The sequence below is a fragment of the Eubacterium sp. CAG:161 genome (genome assembly GCF_000432355.1).
GTDB lineage: Bacteria > Bacillota > Clostridia > Lachnospirales > Lachnospiraceae > Eubacterium_G > Eubacterium_G segne.
Genome location: NZ_HF991856.1, coordinates 87,554 through 108,874, shown reverse-complemented (window position 1 = coordinate 108,874; position 21,321 = coordinate 87,554). Strand labels below are relative to the sequence as shown.

Here is a 21,321-nt window from a genome sequence, read left to right as displayed (position 1 = left end):
CCTCGTGTCTCTGGTTCGATTCCGGAACTGGGCATTTTTATGTAAAAAAATAAGCAGGAAATACTGATTTATTATGAATCTTGTATTTTCTGTTTTTTTTATGTGATAATGGAAAAAAATATACTTTATGAAGTTTCTAATATATTTTCATTTTTTAGTTAAAGAAATATATTTCCAAAAGTCCAAACTGCTACTACCAAACACAAAACAACTACACTAGTTCTAATTATCAAAAGACTTTTATTATTTAGTGTAGGTTCTATCTTTTTTTTATAAAAATACGAACCTAAAATTAATATGATAAATATTATAGGTATGATTATTCTTAGTAATCCGTTTTTATAAATCAAATCTGTTACCTCTTTTCTAATTTATATACTGTATAAATGTAATGCCTGTGTAGATCGCGCGTAAGCATTACATTTTTTACTGTTTTTGCTTCAGTTTACTATAACACATACATCTGCAATTGCAAATAGTTCAGGGAGGTTTGTCAAATTATTAAGATTTTAAGAAAAAACAAACGTATAACAATATTAGTTTGATAATGTTCCTAAATCATAGTAGAATAAAGTGAAAACAAAAGTAGCGATTAGTGTTATACAGGTACGGAGAAAAGAATGAAGGAACATCAGGCAAGGGAATATATTTTCGAGGAAAAGGTAAAAAAATTATTGCAGGATAGCAGGTATATATCAATTATAGAGGAGGAGGTTCCGGGGCGTAGCGGATACCATGACATACATGCCTATGGTAGGATAAATGTGCCAACAGCATTTTTATATCCAGTGCGAATTATATGTCAGTATAAATATTATGCCAAAAACAGGGTAGAGTTAAATCATATAAGGGATTTTGGTGGCATAATGGCTGATATTTCAGAAAAAAATTATACCATAAAAGGCGAAGCAAAAAATATCCCGGATAGGTATACTTATTCGGGGTGCTTTTTTAGTGCCACGGCTTTTTCAAGAGATGCACAGGAATATGCATGGGCTCACAACATATTTATGGTGTCCTTAGAGCGAATAGGAGTTATGCAGCCTATACTTAAAAAAATTGATAATTTCGTGGCAGGGTTAAGCGAATCTACCATAAATAATATTACAAAACAGGAATTGTTAGAGGGGTACGAAAGAGAGGTAGAGGAAGAATCAGTTATGCCGGAGGCGGTAATTGGAATTGTAAACGGAGTATATCCGGTAATGATTATGGGAAAAAAGGATTGGCTTAAGCCGGTTTTGGAGGAAGCGGAAAATTCAGAGATAGGCAAGGTATACATTGACAGTGTTTACCGAAGTGAAAACCAGTTTGAGGCAAATTTTGAGCTTAATTTTATGGAGAGCAGTGGAGAGTTTTCAGTGCCTGTGGCGGTTTTGGAGAAGCTTATGGAAAGGGAAGATAACAACACAAGAGATCATGTAGTGTTTAACGTGGATATTCCATATGTTACAAAAAAAGGACGTAAAATATTTATATCAATGGAAGTTTTTGTGGAAGGATTTAACAGGGGCGATTATACAAATAAGCAAATAAGCTTTTTTCAGCTATAAGGTATAGTTACTTATAAAAAGGAATAGAAAATGAGTCACATATTGTACGATAAATTAATAGAATACGGAAAAAATGGCAAATATCCCTTTCATATGCCGGGACATAAGCGAAATGACAGCATGCTTTCAGGAATGGATCCCTTCGATATTGATATTACTGAAATAGTGGATTTTGATAATCTCCATCATCCTCAGGGCATTATAAAAGAGGCAATGGATAGGGCAGCGTCCTACTATGGAACAGATAGAACATGGTTTTTAATTAATGGAAGTTCCTGTGGAATTTTAGCTGCCATAAATGCAGTGACAGATATTGGGGATAAAATAATAATAGGAAGAAATTGTCATAAAGCGGTGTATAACGCCATGACAATTAGAAATCTTAAAGGAGAATATTTTTATCCGGAATATGTTAGTGAACTGGGAATAAACGGAGGATATAATCCTGAAATATTAGAAAAACTGCTAAGGGAGAACAAAGACACAAAGGCAGTGGTTATAACATCCCCCACCTACGATGGGATAGTATCTGATATTGAAAAAATAGCAGAAATTACCCATAAATACGGGGCGGTGTTAATTGTTGATGAGGCTCATGGAGCACATTTTAGAATAAGTGATAAGCTTCCGACACCGGCGTACAAATTAGGGGCAGACCTGGTTATAGAAAGTGTTCACAAAACATTGCCGTCCATGACACAGACAGCGGTTTTGCACAAATGTGGCAACAGGGTAAAAGAAGAAGAAGTGGAGAAATCACTGGGAATTTACCAGTCATCAAGCCCTTCCTATGTGCTTATGGCATCTATTGACAGGTGTATTGATGTTATTGAAAATTATGGTGATAACTTCATGGAAAAATTGTTAATAGCCCTTAATAATTTCAGAAGCAATGTTAATAAATTAAAAAGCTTTTATGTGCCGGGAAAGGAAATTGTAGGAAAGTTTTCCGTATATGATATGGATCCTACAAAGCTGGTAATATGCATAAAAGCACAGGCAGGGAATGGAAAATTGCTTTCAGATATATTAAGGAAACACTATGGATTTGAAATGGAAATGGAAGCACCGGAATATGTTCTGGGAATTACAGGTATATGTGATGATTTAAGCCAGATACAAAGACTTTATGAAAGTTTGAAAGAAATAGACAGCAGTATTAGTTATAAGGAAAAGACCTGTGACGCAGCAGAATTTGAACTTACAAGAAATGACAGGGCAATGTCTGTTTATGAGGCACAGAAATCAGAAAGTGTACCGGTTAAAATAGAAGAGTCACAGGGAAAAGTTTCAGGGGAGTTTCTTTATTTATACCCACCGGGAATCCCTCTTTTAGTGCCGGGGGAAGTTATTTCCCATAAATTAATTAGTCAGGTAAAAGAATTTAAGAAAATGAATATGAACATTAACGGATTAGCGGATATGGAAAATAAATACATTAAGGTTATTAAATAGATTAAGAGGAAGTAAAATGGCAAAGATTTTTTTTGTGTTGGGAAAAAGCTGTAGCGGGAAGGATACAATTTTTAAGAAGTTAAAGGAAGACAGGAAATTAAATTTAAATACTGTAACAGGTTACACCACAAGACCCATGAGAGAAGGGGAAATTAACGGTGTGGAGTATTTTTTTGTAAATAATGAGGAACTTGAGGCTTTAAAAAATCAGGGAAAAGTAATAGAGTGCAGGGATTACAACACTGTTTATGGAGTTTGGAGTTATTTTACGGTGGATGACGGACAGATTAATCTTGAAAAAGGAAATTATTTGTACATAGGAACACTGGAATCCTATGAGCAGATGGTTAGATACTACGGAAAAGAGGTAGTTGTTCCTATTTATGTGGAAGTGGAAACAGGAGAAAGGCTGACAAGAGCCGTAAATAGGGAGAGACAGCAGGAAAATCCTAAATATACAGAGCTTTGCAGAAGATTTCTGGCAGATGAAGAAGATTTTTGCGAGGAAAATATAAAAAAAGCGGGAATCAAAAAGAGATATGAAAATAACAGTCTGGAAAGATGCATAGAAGAGATAGTTGAAGATATTCGTGATTTTATGGTATTATAAAAGGTGGGTTTGTGTCAGATAATATTTAGCTCAAACCTTAATGTGCAAATTCATTTTTAAGATAGGAGCGAAATATGGAGTCAGGAAGGATTCTTGGACAAAACCATATAATTAAACATTTTGAAAATGCCATAAAAATGGGAAAAATATCCCATGCCTATATTATAAATGGTGAGGCAGGTTCAGGAAAAATGAAGCTGGCAGTTCATTTTGCCAAGGCACTTCAATGTGAAGCCAATAATCCTGATGCAGCTGATGGAAATATGCAGTTTGATTTTGGAGAAGGCACAGGGGAAAAGAAGGAAATTACCGGAGTTGCCTGTGGACATTGTAAATCCTGTCACCAGACAGATTCGGGAAACCAGCCGGACATAAAATATGTAACTCACGAGAAATCAGGTATAGGCGTAGATGAAATAAGAGACCAGATTAACAATGATATTGATATAAAGCCCTATAGTAGCAGATACAAAATTTATATTGTTCCTGATAGTGAAAAAATGACGGTGCAGGCGCAAAATGCCCTGTTAAAAACCATTGAGGAGCCACCGGAATATGCAATAATTATTTTGCTGACAACTAATGCAGATATGTTTCTTCAAACAATATTGTCAAGATGTGTACTGCTAAACATAAGGCCGGTAAAGGAAGAGACCATTAGAAATCAGTTAATGTCTGAGTATGGCATTGGAAATTATGAGGCTAATGTGGCAGCGGTTTTTGCCAATGGTAATCCGGGAAAAGCCATAAAGCTGGCTACATCTGAGGATTTTAAGGAATTAAAGCAGCAGGTGGTAGGCACACTTCTTTCTTTAGAGAAAGGCGGAATGGACATTATAACCCAGAGGGTTAAGGAAGCAGGCAGTTTTAAAAATCAGATAGATGATTATTTCGGGCTAATGCAAACGTGGTTCAGGGATGTACTTTTGTACAAGGCTACGGGAGATACGGAAAAACTTATTTTTCAGGATGATTATCACGAAATTGTGGAAATGTCAGAAAAAATATCATATTTTCATATAAATATTATTTTAAAATCAATAGATCAGGCATGGAACAGAATTAAATCAAATGTTAATTTTGATATTACCATGGAGGTATTGTTTTTATCGATAAAAGAAAGGATAAAAAAATGATAAAAGTTATTGGAGTCAGATTTAGACAGGCAGGAAAAATTTACAATTTTGACCCGGCAGAGTTGGAAATAAAAAAAGGAGACCATGTTATAGTGGAAACAGCAAGAGGCGTAGAGTATGGCTATGTTGTTTTTGGCGTAAAGGAGGAAAAGGAAGAAGATGTGGTTATGCCTTTAAAAACTGTTATAAGGGTGGCAACACCAGAGGACGACCAAAAGGCACAGGAAAATATTGAGAAGGGCAAAAAGGCATTCAAAATATGTAAGGAAAAAATTGCAAAGCACGGCCTTGAAATGAAATTAATAGATTCAGAGTATACTTTTGACAACAATAAAGTTTTATTTTATTTCACAGCTGACGGAAGAATTGACTTTAGAGAGTTAGTAAAGGATTTAGCTTCGGTTTTCAAAACAAGAATTGAGTTAAGACAGGTGGGAGTGAGAGATGAGGCAAAAATGTTAGGCGGCATAGGAATGTGTGGAAGACCACTGTGCTGCAATACTTATTTGTCAGAGTTTATACCTGTTTCAATTAAGATGGCTAAGGAGCAGAATTTGTCACTTAATCCCACAAAGATTTCCGGAATATGCGGAAGACTTATGTGCTGTCTTAAAAACGAGCAGGAGGCTTATGAACACTTAAATTCTAACCTTCCAAATGTGGGAGAAACTGTTAAAACCTTTGACGGATTTAAAGGGGAGGTTGCAAGTGTCAACGTTTTAAGACAGAAGGTTAAAATTGTTATTGAACAAAATGATGAGAGGGAAATCAGGGAGTATTCTGTAAACGAGCTTAAGTTTAAGCCTAAGAAAAAGAAGTTTGATTTGGCAGCAGATGAACTTAAGGAACTTAAAGGACTTGAGGATACAGAAAGTTCAAAATTGGACTAATGGGAATAAATTTATGGAACTAAAAGGAAATGAACGCATTGTGGACTTAGAGCGAAACGGCTATTGTATAATTCAGGACAGGGAAAGATTCTGTTTTGGCATTGATGCTGTTTTACTTACCGGATTTGCCGCAGTAAAAAAAGGGGAAAAGGTACTGGATTTAGGAACGGGAACAGGCATTATTCCTATACTTTTAGAGGCAAAGACAGAAGGAATGCATTTTACCGGTCTGGAAATTCAGGAAGAAAGTGCGGACATGGCAAGGCGAAGCGTTATGCTTAATAATATTGCAGATAAAATCGATGTGGTAACCGGGGACATAAAGGAAGCGGGAGAGATTTTTGGAAAAGCATCCTTTGACGTGGTGACTACTAATCCACCATATATGACAGAAAATCACGGACTTAAGAATCCTGAAGAGCCAAAGGCAATAGCAAGACATGAAATCAAATGTACCTTAGAGGATGTTGTCAGGGAAAGTGCTAGGGTTTTAAAGCCCGGTGGAAGATTTTATATGGTTCACAGACCCAGAAGGTTAGTGGATATTATTGAGATTATGAGAAAATATAGAATTGAGCCTAAGCGTATAAGAATGGTACATCCTTTTTCAGACAGAGAAGCCAATATGGTTTTAATTGAGGGAAGAAGGGGAGAGAAACCTATGATGAAGGTGGAACCTCCTATTGTTGTTTATAAGGAACAGGGCGTGTATTCTGATGAAATCCATGAGATATATGGTTTTTAATGTTTTAAGTAAGGAAGAAAAATGGCAGGAAAATTATATTTGTGTGCTACACCAATAGGAAATTTAGAAGATATTACTTACAGGGTGGTAAGAACCCTTAAGGAAGTGGATATTATTGGTGCGGAGGATACCAGAAACAGCATAAAGTTATTAAATCATTTTGATATAAAAACACCTATGACCAGCTATCATGAATTTAATAAATATGATAAGGCAAAGATTTTGGTGCAGGAAATGTTAGATGGAAAAAATGTGGCATTAATAACTGATGCAGGAACGCCGGGAATATCAGACCCGGGAGAGGAACTTGTAAGACAGTGCTATGAGGCAGGGGTGGAAGTAACTTCACTTCCCGGTGCGGCAGCATGTATTACAGCTCTTACCATGTCAGGGCAGAAAACAAGGAGATTTTGTTTTGAGGCATTTTTGCCAAAGGATAAAAAGGAAAAATCAAGAGTTTTGGAGAGCCTTAAGGAGGAAACCAGGACTATTATTATATATGAAGCACCTCACAGATTACTTAAGACTTTAAAGGAATTAATGGATGTATTAGGTGACAGACCACTTACGGTATGCAGGGAACTGACAAAAAAGTATGAGGAAGCTTTTCAGACAACTTTCTCAGAATTAATAGAGAAATATTCCAATACAGATATAAAGGGAGAGTTTGTTTTAGTAATTGCAGGAAAACCTGAAGAGGAATTAATAGAAGAAAAGCGCAGGCAGTGGGAAAAAATGAGTGTTCAGGAGCATGTTGAATATTATGTAAACCAAGGTCGGGACAAAAAAGAAGCCATGAAGCTTGCGGCAAAGGATAGAGGCGTGTCTAAGAGAGACATTTATAATGAATGTAACAGATAGGATAAGGAGTAGTTTATGAACAAATGGGCAAGGAAGTTTGTTGCGGGAATTTTAGCAGCAGCTATGATTTTATCAGTTTACACACCGGGATATGTAAAAGGTGCAGAGGAAGAAAATCTGGGAACAGTTACCTTTGACATAGAAAGAATGACTATTGGTCAGGGCTTTTACATGGAGCCTGTTAAGGTGGAAATAAAGGCAGGAGATAATGTAAAGACGATTTTTAAAAGAGCCCTTAAGGGTATGGGAGGAACTTATACAGCTACAGGGGTAAAGACTTTTTATCTTAAGACCATAAATAATGCAGATGCAGGAACGGTGAATATTCCAAAAGAAATTTCAGCCATGCCTGATTACTCATATACATATGTGGGAAGTGACGGTGAGGAGCATAGCGTTTCTTATAAGGCACCTACAAGTAGTGTAAATATAGGAAATCAGTTGGAAAATAATGCATTAGGTGAATATTCATATGGCGAAATGGCGGGATGGATGTTTACCATCAACAATGAGCCGGCAAGTGAATCAGTTAATTACATACCTGTAAAAGATGGAGATGTTATACGACTTCAGTTTTCAGTTTATGGTTATGGAGCTGATTTAGGATATGATACGGAAAGCTACACCGGTATTCCTAAACTCCAGATGGCTAACAGGGATGCACTTTTAAAGGAAGTGGCGGAAACTAACGAAAAGAAAGATTACTGGATGGCATATCCAAATGTTAAATCAGCATATGATAAGGCGTTTCAGGTAGCAAAGGAGTACAATCCTACACAAAAGAATGTGGATAATGCTTTGGCAGCATTGCAGGGAGCAAAGAAGAAACCCACATATCCTACAGTGAAAACCGCTTCCATAAAAACAGTTAAAAATGTTAGAAAGTACAAGGCTAAAATTTATGTAAACCAAGCATCAGGAGCAACAGGATATCAGTACAAATATTCCGTAAGCAAAAGTTTTAAAAAATCAGTAGTAAAGACCACATCAAAAACATATATAACAACAAAGAAATTAAAGAAAAAACAGGTATGCTATGTGAAAGTCCGTGGTTACAGAGTGGTTAACGGAGTTCGTATATATGGCAAATGGAGTAAGGTTAAAACCGTAAGGATAAAGAAATAATCAGCTATTTAAGTTACAAAATGAAGGAGTTATACAAATATGAAAAAAAGGATTGTCTGTGTAATAATGATATTATTGCTAATAAGTACAGTACCTGTATGTGGGGCAACTGCATTAACAAAGGCCCAGACAGATAAGTATTTGTATGACATTTCATATTATGAGCAATATAATATAACAAAACCTTCCTATGGAAGTGTAGGCGGGGAATGGATGGTAATGGGGCTTGCCAGATATGGAGCCGTTACCCGGGAAACTCTTTCTACATACAAAAGCAATTTAAAGGCATATGTGAAATCCTGTAACGGACAGTTATCTTCCAGAAAATATACGGAGTATGCAAGGGTTGTTATTGCACTAACAGCTATAGAGGAAAATCCGGAAAATTTTGCAGGATATAATCTCGTAAGACCATTAGCTGAATATGACAGGCTTATTAGTCAGGGATTAAATGGTATTATTTATGGATTAATTGCCCTTGATTGTGGAAATTATGATATTCCAAAGCCTGAGAAAAATTACACCGGAGAGGTTACAACAAGGGAAAAGCTGGTTAAGACTATTTTAAACAACCAAAAATCCGATGGAGGCTGGAATTTTAGTGGCACAAAAACTGACACAGATATGACAGCTATGGCAATTCAGGCACTAGCTCCATATATGAGTGAAGAAAGGGTAAAAAAAGCTGTGGACAAGGCAGTGGACTGCCTTGGAGAATTGCAGCAAAGTGATGGAGGATATGCTACATCTAATGTTAAAAACTGTGAAAGTACGGCACAGGTTTTAACGGCAATTTCCACCATAAATGTAAGTGTAAAGGATTCAAGGTTTATAAAAAACGGAAATTCCGTAATAGATGGTTTAATGAAATATTATAAAAACGGTGGATTTAGTCATGCTCAGGGAGGAATGATAAATCAGATGTCCACGGAACAGGCGATGTATGCTTTAACTGCCTATTATAGAAATATTTCAGGAATGAACAGACTTTTTGATATGTCTGACGGAATTACCTACAAAAGCATTGAAATAAAAAAAGCAGATAATTCAAGGGAAAATACCGAAAGTAAAAATAACAAAAATAACAGGTCAGGAAACAAAAATTCAAAAAGTTCTAAAACCGTGAAAAAAATAAACAATACAACAACCTATTATCAGGAAAAAACGTTGCCGGAAACAACAATTAAAAAGTCAAAGAAAAAAGGAAAAAAAACTGTGGAAAATGAAACCATAGTAGAAACTGAAATTGAAACGAAAAAAGATGGAGAAACGATAGTTGTTACTAAAATAGTTGAGGAAACAACGGGAAACAGTAGTAGTGAGGAAAAACAAAAGAATAATAATGGAATAATTATTTTGCTGGGAGCCATAGTTATAGTGGCAGCAGGAACGGTAATAATTATAAAAAAAGAAAAAGTAGCTAAAAGCCATAAGTAGTGGTTTTTAGCTACTTTTTGTTATGATAACTTAATAACATTATTGGCAAATTCAGCCCAGTATTCGGAAACTTTGCCTATAAACTTAACTTCGTCAAAGTCGGAATTGCCAAGGGTACGTCTTACCTCACGGGTAAAGAAACTGTCATCTCTCTTAAGCTCATAAGGAAGCCTGTGCCATTCTAAAACACGTATTTTAGTGGCAAGGGCATTAAAGTATTCACGGTTATATGTATCCTTAAATGCCGTAACTAAAATAGTTATGTCATTATCGAAAAAGTTTACATTATCAAGATATTCATTTAACTGGTCATAAAAAGTTTTGCCATTGGTGTCAATATCCACAATAACAAGAGTCTGCTTTTTGTAATTTTTTAGGGTATTAACAGCAATTGGCGTATTTTTGTTTCGCAGTATGGTATTTACAATACGCTGACAGCTTTCACCATCTTCACCTTCTAAGGACTTTTTCATTAATTCATAATAATTTTCTCCGTAATATTCCATGTACTGCTCAGGATCATTGCAAATGGCAGTAAGGGAAGCAGCTATTAAATCCACATCGGATGTTGCATATCCCGGAAGCTTCTTTGCAGGAATGTAAAGTCCACGACTTTTCCTGTAATCCTTGTAGTCAGGAAGATAGAAAAGTATAGGTCGCTGTGTAATTAAAAAATCATAAAAAATTGCAGAATAATCTGTAACTAAAACATCTGTAACAGTAAGAAGTTCACTGGTATCAATTGTAAAAGGAACTAAAAACTTACTTAAATCAGGGTCTTTTGCCAATGCTTCGTACAAATAATAGTGAACCCTGAGACAAATCTGATACCGGGTTTCATCAATGGCACCGGACATTTTTGAAATGGCATCTTTAATGCCATCTAAATTAAAGTCAACGGAATTAACATTTCCACGCCATGTAGGAGCATATAAAATGATTTTTTTATTAGTGTCAAAACCGCAATTCTCCAACCGCTTATACACAACTGCGGTATTGGAATTTAAAATAGTATCGATTCTGGGATATCCTAATTCAAGAATCTTTCCCTGAAAAATTCCCTCTAACATAAAGGCATGCTTGTACAATGTGTCTGTCATAAAACGATTGGCAGACAACAGATAATCAGCCATAAGGAAGTTGCGGACTAAATCCTTGCTGTTTTCCACAGGCTGGGAATGATTATCATAGCCTACGTGCTTAAAAGGAATGCCACAGCATGTATTTATGTAAACCTGATCAACTCTTTTTTCAAAGAAGTAATCAAAGTAAGAGTTGTTTATTAAATATTTACAGGTGGCTAAATATTTGTAGTAATCATCAGAGCCTTTCTGAACAATAATAACATTGGAATATTCAGAATATTCCTTTAAATTATCACCGGTTTTTTCAATGTCAGCCACGGCCCACACATGGGTATACTGACTGGCATCCTTAGAATCTAATAAATAATTGAAAAGCGCACGGGGGCTGTCTAAAATACCAAGCCCTAAAAATGCTTCATAAAAAATATAATTATCTTTAATAGGAAGAGAAAGATAATTATGATATTGAAATTTGATTTTGTCATCCTTGCTCATACGAAATTTTTGAGCAAATTTTTTAAAACCTCTGTTTAACTTAACCTTTGTGCCATCTTTGACGGTGGCTGTATATTCACTCATACCACACCTCGTAAATTATAGTAAAATCATAGTTAAATTTGTTACACTTAACATCAGTTAAATTATAGTATAAGGTTTATGGTTTTTCAAACAAAACCATAAGAAAAAAACGTAAAATTTATAATAAAACAAATTGCACAAAAAAAGTAGTAAAAACATTTTTTTGCCCCAAAAATAATTTAGATATTATTACCATAAAAACAGGTGGAACATTAAGAATATATAGTTAAAAAATTGTGCAATATGCCCTAAATTAAGGAAAAACTTTTTTACACTTGTGCACTAATTTACCAAAAATTATAATTAATAGTAGGAGAAAAGATTTCGGAGGTAAAATGATGAATAAATTCCTTAAAAAGGCATGCAGTCTGGCGTTGTGCGTTGCCATGACTGTAACAGTTTGTCCTAAGGGACAGATTTTCTATACTAATGTATCAGCAGCAGATACCATGGATGGAGAGCCATATAATATTTCATATGGAAGACCGGTATATGCCAGCTCACAGAACGGAAATGATTCCGCAGAAAATGCCGTGGATGGCAAGGATAGCACCAGATGGCAGGCTGCCGGTGATGATACAAATGAGTGGTTATATGTTGACTTGGGAAAAAAGGCAGATGTCGACCATTTGTTTATACACTGGGAAGCCGCACATGCAAAGTCGTATGAAATTCAGTTTTCAGATGATGAAGAAAACTGGACTACAGTATATACAAAGGGAAAAACAACTAAACCGGGAGAAACTACAGGGCTGAAAATTACATATTCAGTTCAAAAGGTTGAAAAGGGATATGCCACAATTCAGGCAAACTGGGATTCTGTGGACGGAGCAATATATAAGGTTTGCGTTGACAGTGAAGAAAATATTGCCAAGGCGCCGGACGGATATAGTTTTACCGGTCATAATGTAAATCAGGGACAGATTGTTCTTTCCGCAGGAAAACATAAGCTTATGGTTTATGCTTTGGATAAAGAAACAAAGCAGGTTTTAGGAGAAGGAACAATAGAAGGGGAATTTACGGAGGAAGCTACAACAGTTGAGGAGACAACTAAAGAAGGCACAAACAAGTATGAAGACACAATTACCTTTGATGAGCTTTCAGCAGAACAGAAGCAGGCAAGATATGTAAGAATGGTAGTAAATGAAAGAGCCATGGAAGCCTATGGATGTTCAATGTATGAATTTCAGGTTTATGGAACTAACGGCGCAAGAAAACGTCCTTCAAATTATGGCAAAAACCTTGCTCTTAATAAGACAGTTACATGTTCAGGAATAAGAGATGAGTGGTGGATGAAGGATGAAGACGGAAATATAATGGAAAGTGCATATAATAATGTTAAGGCTGAAAATGCAGTAGACGGAAATACAGAAACATCATTTACATCTTATCAGGGTACAGACCAGTGGCTTACCGTTGATTTGGGACAGGCATACACAATAGGAAGAGTTATTGTAAATTGGAATGCAGATGCAGGAAAAATATATGACGTTCTGGTATCTTCAGACGGAAAAGACTGGAAAACAGTTCACCGTGTTCAAAAGGGATACGCATATATGGTGGATAACTGCACTATGTATCAGCAAAATGTAAGATATGTAAAGGTATTAGGATATACAAAGGTAGAAAGCGGAAGTGGCTTTGGTATTTCAGAGTTGTCAGTGTATGAATATGTAGAAGGTGACAGCAAGACAAATGAAACAATTACAGAACTTCCAAAACAGGAAATTTTAAAAAGTGCATCAGGCAAGGGAACTTATGTAACGGGAGAAATGTACAATGAAAAGAACAAGCTCCCTACATTTGTTAATGAAGACAATATTAAAACACCTATAGATTCTAACAGCTGGTGGTCATCTGCCCTTGTTCAGAAGTACAGCAGTTTATTATGCTCAACACCTTTAAAAGCAAGTTTTTCAACTAAAGGTCTGGGAATTTTGCTGGCAACATCAGGATGGGTAGGAACAAGAACTGAAAATGATTTGGGAACAGATCAAAGTACAGAGACAGAAAGAGATTTCTATATTTCACCGGAGAATTTTGATACAGAAACAGGATATGACAGAGTAGAAAATTATGGAGATTATTCAGTTGAACTGGGACTTACAGATGAAGATGCAGTTCAGATGAAATCAACAATAGTAAAGGGTTCACCATATATTTTCAATGAATTTTGCAATAACACAGTTGCATTTATAAGTGGAAGCAGCATTCAGGAATTTTATGATGGAAATGGAAACACAATTCTTGGAAATAAAGGTGATACAATAACAACAGACCACATTGCTTTTAAGTCTTTTGATAAGGAAAATACAAAAGCAGGCAATGAAGGCTCATATTTTGAGGTAAACGTTCCGGCAGGCACAACATTTAAAGTAATGATTGGAAAATCAAATTATAAGGTTAAGGTTACTTTCCCATCAAAGGCTGAAAATTATATGTCTGTTGCCGCAATGACGGATTTAAAAAATATTGATGGATATTATAAGCATGGATATGCTTTTGTTACAGATACTACTGTAGATTATGAGTATAACCATGATAATTCAAAAATTACAACTATATATACTGCTTCAACTGATTTAAAGAGAGCAGAATTTTCCAATGAAACTATGCATTGCTTATTCCCGCATCAGTGGAAACACAGCACTGCAGCAGATTCACCGGTGGCTACATATACATCAATCAGAGGCAATATGAAGTCAATCTGGGCTAATACATATAGTACAACCCAGCAGTTTTCAGGCTTGCTTCCAACTTTTGCAAAGCCTGACAGTGACATGATGGATACAGAGGAAATGATTGACTACTTAAATCAGGTAGTTGCGTCTAAGGTAAATACCGCTCCTGTATCAGATGCATATTGGGAAGGTAAAAATGTACATCCGTTGGCAATTAGTGCAATAATGGCAGACCAGTTAGGTGAAACGGAAATTAAGGAAAAGTTACTGGCTAAATTAAAGAGCATTATGGTTGACTGGTTTAACTATGACGGACCGGATGACAGATGCTACCTTATATATAATAAGGATTGGGGAACAATTTACTATCCTGACAGTGCTTACGGCGCAAACGCCGCAATATGTGACCACCATTTCACATACGGATATTTTATGTTTGGTGCCGCAGTTTTGGCTACCTACGATAAAGAGTTCTTAAATGATTACAGAGACATGATTGAACTTTTGGTAAGAGATTATGCTGATCCAAAAGACCCGGAAGATGACGGAAACATGTTCTGCAAGTTCAGGGCTTTTGACCAGTATTCAGGACATTCATGGGCAGGAGGATATGGAGACAGCGATTCAGGTAACAACCAGGAATCAGCTTCAGAAGCATTGTTTAGCTGGGTTGGAATGTACCTTTGGGGCGAGGCAACTCAGAATAAAACATACATAGATGCAGGTGCTTATGGATTTACTACTGAAATGGATGCAATTGAGCAATACTGGTTTGATTATGACGAAGATAACTGGTTGCCGGATTATCCTTTCCAGGCAGCAGGTCAGATATATGGTGCATCAATGGGATATGGTACATATTTTGGAGGACAGCCGGTATATGTATACGGTATTCAGTGGCTTCCTGTTTCAGAGTACCTTACAAACTATGGCATAAATCAGACAAAATGTGCAAATATCTATAAAGGTTTGGAAGATGATACTGCATACGCAATCAGTATAGAAAAGAGACTGGGAAATATAACAGATGATGATGAGTATGCAACACCGGACAATGGATGGCAGCATATTACATGGCCGTATCTTTCACAGACAGATGCAAAGCGTGCCTATGACAAATTTGAGGCAAATGTTTCAAAGGTTCAGGTAGAAGACAGGGCAAATACATTATGGTTTATTTCAGCAATGGATTCTATCGGTCACAGAACAAATGACTACATGGTAGTTGGAAATATTCAGGGTTCCGTATATGTTAAAGACGGGGTGTACACAGCAGAGGTTTGGAATCCTACATCAGTTACCCAGACAGTTGCTGTAAAGAGGGCTGATGGAACAAAGGTGGGAACAGCCACTGTAGGTTCAAAGGCTACTGTAGCATTTGAAATTAACACAAAAGAGGAATTTGCTATTTCTCAGGTAAGTACACCGGTAATTAAGGCAACAGCAATTGCTGATGGAAAAGTGACTGACAATATAACAGGAACAAAGAACTTTGACGATACACAGTTTGTTGAACTTTCATCAGATGAAGGAACAGAGATTTATTACACAACAGATGGAACAGTTCCAACTACAGCTTCTAACCGGTACAATGGAAAAATTTTGGTATCAAGTGACACTGTACTGAAAGCCATTGCAGTTAAAAGCGGTTCAATAGATTCTGATTATGCATCAGCAGCAATAAAAATCAACGGAGATACAGTACAAAGCAGCAATAATCTTGCATTGAGAAAGACGGCTACTGCATCATCAGAGGATGGTGCGGCAAAGGCAGAACTGGCAGTTGACGGAGATGGAAGCACAAGATGGCAGGCACAGTCAGCAGATGATGAATATTTACAGGTAGACTTGGGAAGTGTTCAGGCTGTTAATACAGTAAAAATTACATGGGAAACAGCTTATGCGGAAAAATATCAGATTCAGGTTTCTGTAGATGGAGAAAACTGGACTACAGTTGCAACAGAAAGCGGACAGGTGGGAGAAATCACATCAAGCTTTGCAGCAGTTAAGGCACAGTATGTAAGAATGCAGGGTGTTAAGAGAGGAACCCGGTACGGATACTCAATTTACGAGATGGAAGTATATGGAGCCTTAAAGGCTAATGCACCTACAGTTTCACCGGTTAGCGGAAAATATACAGGTGAACAGACTATTACAATGTCAACGGCAGTAAAGGGTGCCGAAGTTAAATATACATTAGACGGCTCAACACCAACAGAGGATTCAGCTACATATGTTGAACCAATAAAGGTTAATAAGTCAACTATAGTTAAGGCAGTTACTTATAGAAAAGGAATGATTTTATCTGATGTAACAGAGTCAGATATTATAATTGCAGGAACAATTTCAATTAATCCTTCATCAGTTAAAATTGCAATTGGAAGAGTAATGCAGTTAGCAGCATTAAGTGACGAAACAGTTACATGGAAAAGTGAAGATACAGGAATTGTTACTGTAAATGAAGAAGGAAAGATTACAGGTAAAAATCCGGGAACTACAAAGGTAACGGCAACTACACCAAGTGGAAAGGTGGCAGAATGTCAGATTACAGTTACGGAACCGGTACACATTACCTCTATCAGCATTCCGGAAACTTATACAATGAAGAAGAAAACTTCGGAAACATTAGAGCTTAAGATTAATCCGGCAGATACTACTGACGACACAACAGCTGTATGGAGCTCAAGCAATGAAAAAATTGCAACTGTAAGTAACGCAGGAACAGTTACAGCTAAAAATGAAGGTGAAGTTGATATTACAGTTAAGGTGGGAGAACATAAGGCAGTATGTCACGTAACTGTAGGGCCGGCAGCAACAAATCAGGAAATGGTATCAAGTACCAAGTACAATGTGGCACTTAATAAGAGTTTTGAAATAAGCCCGGGAGTAGCTGAAGGTGACGAAAACTGCGTTACAGATGGAAAGCTCACAACAGGTGGAACTCATTGTGCCATATCAAGTGGATGGGGATATTCAGGAGAAAGTTATATAACTATTGACTTAGGAGCTAAATATGACGCATCTACCATTGATGAAGTTTTGGTACAGTACAAAGACAATAATGATAATGATACTGTAGTTGGCAGAACATATAATATTCAGTATTCTGAAGATGGAGAGAACTTCAAAACTATTTATACTTCAAAGACAATTACTGCAAATGATTTAGACAGTGACAATTGCGTTGCCGCTGATGTTTCAGGTAACACCGGGGCAGTAAGATATGTTAAGGTATGTTACCCTACAACACCGACATATGGTATTCAGATATGTGAAGTTGCAATTTTAAGCACGGAAAAGAATGCAAAATTATATGAAGATAATACCGTTGTAGTAAGTGATGATATTGAAGTTTTAGGATACCAGATAAGTGATAAGGCATTTAACAAGGAAGGTGGTTTCAGGGTTCTTGCAGTAGTTGAACCGGAAATAAACGGTAAGAAAGTTACAGGCTGGGGATTTATATACGGTCTCGCAACCATAAATGACCAAAGTACAGGTGTTACAGATGATGATATGATTATTGATTCTTCAAGCAACAAAGTTATTCATTATCAGTCAACAGCTGAGGGTACTCTTCCAACCAATCTGGGAGGTTCAGCTACATGCACAAATTATGTAAGAACAATGTCCTTTGGTAACACAAATGCCATAGCCCTTACAGCAGGATATAAAATAAGGGCATATGCAATTCTTGAAGATGGAACTTATGTATACAGTACAATAAGTGAGTTTTCAATTTATGAAATTGCTGATTACATTTATCAGAATAAAAAGATGAATTCTCTTGAGGGATATAATTTTATTTACGATAAGATTTTATCAGTGGTAAATAAAGATTACAAAAAACTGGAATTTGAATGGAGTGAAATAGTAACTCTGGCACAGTAAAACAGAATATTGCCTACACAGGGCAACGGTATAAATAACAGGCTTTCTTGCTAATGACTGAGGTTGTTGGCAGGAGAGCCTGTTTTTCTGTGCCTGTTTTTTGTAAAAAATTACCACAGGATATAAAATGTATGGTAATATAGTGTGGAATGAAAAGTTTTTATACGGAAGAGGAGTTGAAGAATGCAGGAAATCAGGGTTTTGGTTTGTGATGATGAAGAATTGATACATCAAAAAGTAGAAGAGTTAATTAAAACTTATGATAAAACAAATGAATATGTGTTTAAGGTTTTTCATTGCTATAATGGTGAGGAACTTATAAGTTTTAGTATTGAGTACGATGTGCTAATGCTGGATATCGACATGCCTGATAAAGATGGTATTGAAGCAGCACGGACACTATTGAAAAATGGCTATAATCCCCAAATAATAATGCTTAGCAGTAAACGAGAAAGGTTTAAAGATGCTTTTAAAATAGGAGCAAAAAGATTTGTTACAAAGCCTGTTGATGAAAAGGAATTTTATGAGGCACTAAGTGCCGTAATATATTCTTTGGCAGGAAGTGGGTTAATTGAAGTATGTCATAACGGTGAAAAATGTACAATATCTCAACGAGAAATAAAATATATAGAGTCCAAAAAAGATTATTTAAAAATTTATACTTATAAAACCGATTTTGAGATAAATGAATCGTTAAAAATATTTATGGAAAAATTGGATCAAAGAATCTTCGTACAGACACACAGAAGTAAAATTGTTAATTTATTATATGTTTTAGATATGGATAAAGAATGGCTATATGTAAATGGTGGGAGAAGGATACCTGTTTCACGAAGAAAATATAAAGAGGTACATCAAAAAATAATTGAATTTGATAAAAATTGGGAAGGGTAAAAATATGCAGTGGATTAATGTAGCAGCATGTCTGATAATAGTTGCGGAATATCTTTCTTTTTATTACGTGTTTTTGGGAAAAAGAGAGTTAAATAGAAACAAAAAGATTTATATATGTTTAGCAATTGGGGATATTATTGCAATGGTTATACAATGTATGTCTGAAAAATCCGGATTAATATTTTTATGCATAACGGCAATGGAGTCATTTATACATGTTATGCTAATCTATAAAATAAAATGGGGAGAGATGTTAAACACCTTTTTCTTCACATTTCCATTGTTGTCAATTATTGAGAGTATATTTGGTTTTTTCATAGATTCATGCACAAAAATGAATGACGATCAAAGTGGTATTTTTTCTATTATACTTACTGTTATTTTAATATGGGGATTTTATGAAATTATTGGGAAAAAATTAGATAGAGAAGCCTTTATATTACCGAAAAAAATAAACGCATTGCTATCTATTGTAATGTTTACAATTGTTATAATGTTTGTATATTTTACATATATAATACAGGAAGCAGCAGACATACGGTACCCTCATGTCGCAATTGGATTAGCAATTGTAGGTGGAATTATTATTTTAACAATGGTGTTAATAATGATATATTCTATGAATGCCAAGCAAAAGTATTATAAGAGGTCTAAACATTTAAGTGAATACGGAGAATTGCAAAAAGAATATTTTGAAATGTTATTAAATAAGGAAGGGAAAACACGGCAGTTCAGGCATGATATTATGGCAGAATTAATGCAGATTAAATCTTATGTGGAGCGGAAGGAATATCAGGCACTAGATAAATACGTGGCAGAATCCTTACATGAATTAGATTTAATCAGCAATTATAATTATGATGTTGGAAATGAGGTAGTAAATATATTGTTGAATCATTACCTAATTCCAGTTAAAGATAATTGCAGTATTAATGTTAAAGGTTATATTTCGGAAACAATCAATATTGAGGATAGAGATTTATGTATAATGGTATCAAATCTTTTGTCTAATGCGGTTGAGGGAATAAAAAAGATAAACAAAAAATGTGAGAAATTAATTAATTTTAATATAAAAAGTGGAAAATATTATACATATATAATTGTTGAGAATACATGTTTTACAAAGTACAGTGGATTTCAAACAGATAAACAAGACAAAAGAAACCATGGATTTGGAATAAAAAATATAAAAAAGACAGTTAAAAAGTATAATGGAAATTTTCTATGTAAAGTAGAGAATAATATGTTTTATTCAGAAATACAAATAAAAAATGACCGTTTGTCGAAAAAATAGACCGTTCGTCGAAAAGTTATGGAAAGGATAAAAGAATTAATATAGACTATAAAAGTGATAGGAATATAATTGGTAAAGGCTAAGAAAGTAGGAGAAACTACATCCTTTTAAATTGAAGAGTGATATTTTATTAGAAGAACTAAACAAAAATGTTTGATGAATTTTTGGAGGAGCTAGTGGTAAAGAGACGAATCAAATATAGTAGAATGATTTTAGTTATTAGTATGGTAATATGTGCAGCATTGATAGGAAGAAAAACTCTTAGCAATCAGAGCACAGAAAAAGAACATAGATTACAGTGGTGGCTAAAGGCCATAGAATGGGACAAGAATAGAGAAGGATTATCAGGAAAGGGGATATCAATTGCAATATTGGATACGGGCGTTGATTTTTCACATAGGGATTTGGAAGAGTGCAAGCACAAAGAAAAAACAATAGTCGATGATAGTTATGGTGATAAAAACCATGGAACGGCGATAGCAGGAATCATTGCGGCGGTACCGAAAGATGAGAACGGCGTTTGGGGAATTGCGCCTGATACTGAAATTATTTCGTATGATATTACAAACGAGCAGACGGTAAAGATTGATAATTTGGTGAAGGGAATAACAGAGGCAATAAATGATGATGTTGACATAATTAACATAAGTATAGGAGTAAAAGAGCAGAGTAAAAGACTGCATGAGTCTATAAAAAAAGCATATGATAAGGGAATTGTCGTTATTGCATCAGCGGGAAATTACATGGAGGGTGAAATATTATATCCGGCTTTATATGAGGAAGTGATAGCTGTTGGAGCATATGATAAAAGTGGAAAAATTATTTCACCTAAAGGAAATGTTAATAATGTTGTTTTTTTACCTGGTAGCAATGTAGTGAGTTGTATTATGAATAATGGATATTCTGGGACACAAGGAACATCATTTTCAACGGCAATAATGTCGGGAATTGTTGCAATAATTAAGGAAAAGGATAAGGATATCACTAATAAAGAACTATATAATAAAATATATCAGAGTGCATCTTTAAATGGTAATAAAATTACCGTTAAAAATATAATTAAAACTTTAAAGGAGAATAATTAA

14 protein-coding genes are annotated in these 21,321 nt (G+C 35.4%); 13 read left to right on the top strand and 1 reads right to left on the bottom strand.

Annotated features, from left to right (window positions below; genetic code table 11):
• Nucleotides 1–620: 620 nt before the first annotated feature.
• The 9 genes from Q5O30_RS03750 to Q5O30_RS03710 all read left to right on the top strand — a co-directional run bounded on the left by Q5O30_RS03750 (nucleotide 621) and on the right by Q5O30_RS03710 (nucleotide 9,812).
• Nucleotides 621–1,553 (top strand): hypothetical protein, encoded by a 933-nt coding sequence (locus tag Q5O30_RS03750; RefSeq protein WP_021952423.1) that lies wholly within the window; start codon nucleotides 621–623, stop codon nucleotides 1,551–1,553.
• Between the two features lie 30 nt (nucleotides 1,554–1,583).
• Nucleotides 1,584–3,008 carry an aminotransferase class I/II-fold pyridoxal phosphate-dependent enzyme gene (locus Q5O30_RS03745; protein ID WP_021952422.1) on the top strand — a complete coding sequence of 475 codons (1,425 nt, stop codon included), beginning with the start codon at nucleotides 1,584–1,586 and terminating at the stop codon, nucleotides 3,006–3,008.
• Between the two features lie 16 nt (nucleotides 3,009–3,024).
• Nucleotides 3,025–3,618: a hypothetical protein gene (locus Q5O30_RS03740; RefSeq protein WP_021952421.1), complete on the top strand. Its 594-nt coding sequence runs from the start codon at nucleotides 3,025–3,027 to the stop codon at nucleotides 3,616–3,618.
• Between the two features lie 74 nt (nucleotides 3,619–3,692).
• Entirely contained in the window at nucleotides 3,693–4,754 is a 1,062-nt protein-coding gene (locus tag Q5O30_RS03735) for an ATP-binding protein (RefSeq protein ID WP_021952420.1), read from the top strand.
• Nucleotides 4,751–5,644 (top strand): stage 0 sporulation family protein, encoded by an 894-nt coding sequence (locus Q5O30_RS03730; RefSeq protein ID WP_021952419.1) that lies wholly within the window; start codon nucleotides 4,751–4,753, stop codon nucleotides 5,642–5,644. The genes Q5O30_RS03735 and Q5O30_RS03730 overlap by 4 nt, the downstream gene beginning before the upstream one ends.
• Nucleotides 5,645–5,657: 13 nt before the next feature.
• On the top strand, nucleotides 5,658–6,389 hold the full coding sequence (locus Q5O30_RS03725) for a tRNA1(Val) (adenine(37)-N6)-methyltransferase (protein ID WP_021952418.1): 732 nt from the start codon (nucleotides 5,658–5,660) through the stop codon (nucleotides 6,387–6,389).
• A gap of 21 nt (nucleotides 6,390–6,410) precedes the next feature.
• Complete coding sequence (gene rsmI / locus Q5O30_RS03720) at nucleotides 6,411–7,250, top strand: 16S rRNA (cytidine(1402)-2'-O)-methyltransferase (RefSeq protein WP_021952417.1); 840 nt, start codon at nucleotides 6,411–6,413, stop codon at nucleotides 7,248–7,250.
• 15 nt (nucleotides 7,251–7,265) lie between these two features.
• Entirely contained in the window at nucleotides 7,266–8,375 is a 1,110-nt protein-coding gene (locus Q5O30_RS03715) for a DUF4430 domain-containing protein (protein ID WP_021952416.1), read from the top strand.
• A 39-nt stretch (nucleotides 8,376–8,414) separates the two neighbouring features.
• Nucleotides 8,415–9,812: a prenyltransferase/squalene oxidase repeat-containing protein gene (locus Q5O30_RS03710; RefSeq protein ID WP_021952415.1), complete on the top strand. Its 1,398-nt coding sequence runs from the start codon at nucleotides 8,415–8,417 to the stop codon at nucleotides 9,810–9,812.
• Between the two features lie 20 nt (nucleotides 9,813–9,832).
• Here the strand turns inward: Q5O30_RS03710 and Q5O30_RS03705 are convergent, their stop codons facing one another.
• On the bottom strand, nucleotides 9,833–11,476 hold the full coding sequence (locus tag Q5O30_RS03705) for a CDP-glycerol glycerophosphotransferase family protein (RefSeq protein WP_021952414.1): 1,644 nt from the start codon (nucleotides 11,474–11,476) through the stop codon (nucleotides 9,833–9,835).
• Nucleotides 11,477–11,811: 335 nt separating this feature from the next.
• On the opposite strand from Q5O30_RS03705, the gene Q5O30_RS03700 reads away from it, so the two are divergent.
• From Q5O30_RS03700 to Q5O30_RS03685, 4 genes are all read left to right on the top strand, one after another.
• The gene (locus Q5O30_RS03700) at nucleotides 11,812–18,048 is read left to right on the top strand and encodes a discoidin domain-containing protein (protein WP_302674557.1); all 6,237 of its coding nucleotides are present in this window, start codon (nucleotides 11,812–11,814) and stop codon (nucleotides 18,046–18,048) included.
• Nucleotides 18,049–18,231: 183 nt separating this feature from the next.
• Complete coding sequence (locus tag Q5O30_RS03695; RefSeq protein ID WP_021952412.1) at nucleotides 18,232–18,942, top strand: LytTR family DNA-binding domain-containing protein; 711 nt, start codon at nucleotides 18,232–18,234, stop codon at nucleotides 18,940–18,942.
• Nucleotides 18,914–20,236, top strand: coding sequence for a GHKL domain-containing protein (locus tag Q5O30_RS03690; protein WP_302674556.1), 1,323 nt, complete (start codon nucleotides 18,914–18,916; stop codon nucleotides 20,234–20,236). The genes Q5O30_RS03695 and Q5O30_RS03690 overlap by 29 nt, the downstream gene beginning before the upstream one ends.
• Nucleotides 20,237–20,385: 149 nt before the next feature.
• Nucleotides 20,386–21,321, top strand: a complete 936-nt coding sequence (locus Q5O30_RS03685; RefSeq protein WP_302674555.1) for a S8 family serine peptidase — start codon at nucleotides 20,386–20,388, stop codon at nucleotides 21,319–21,321.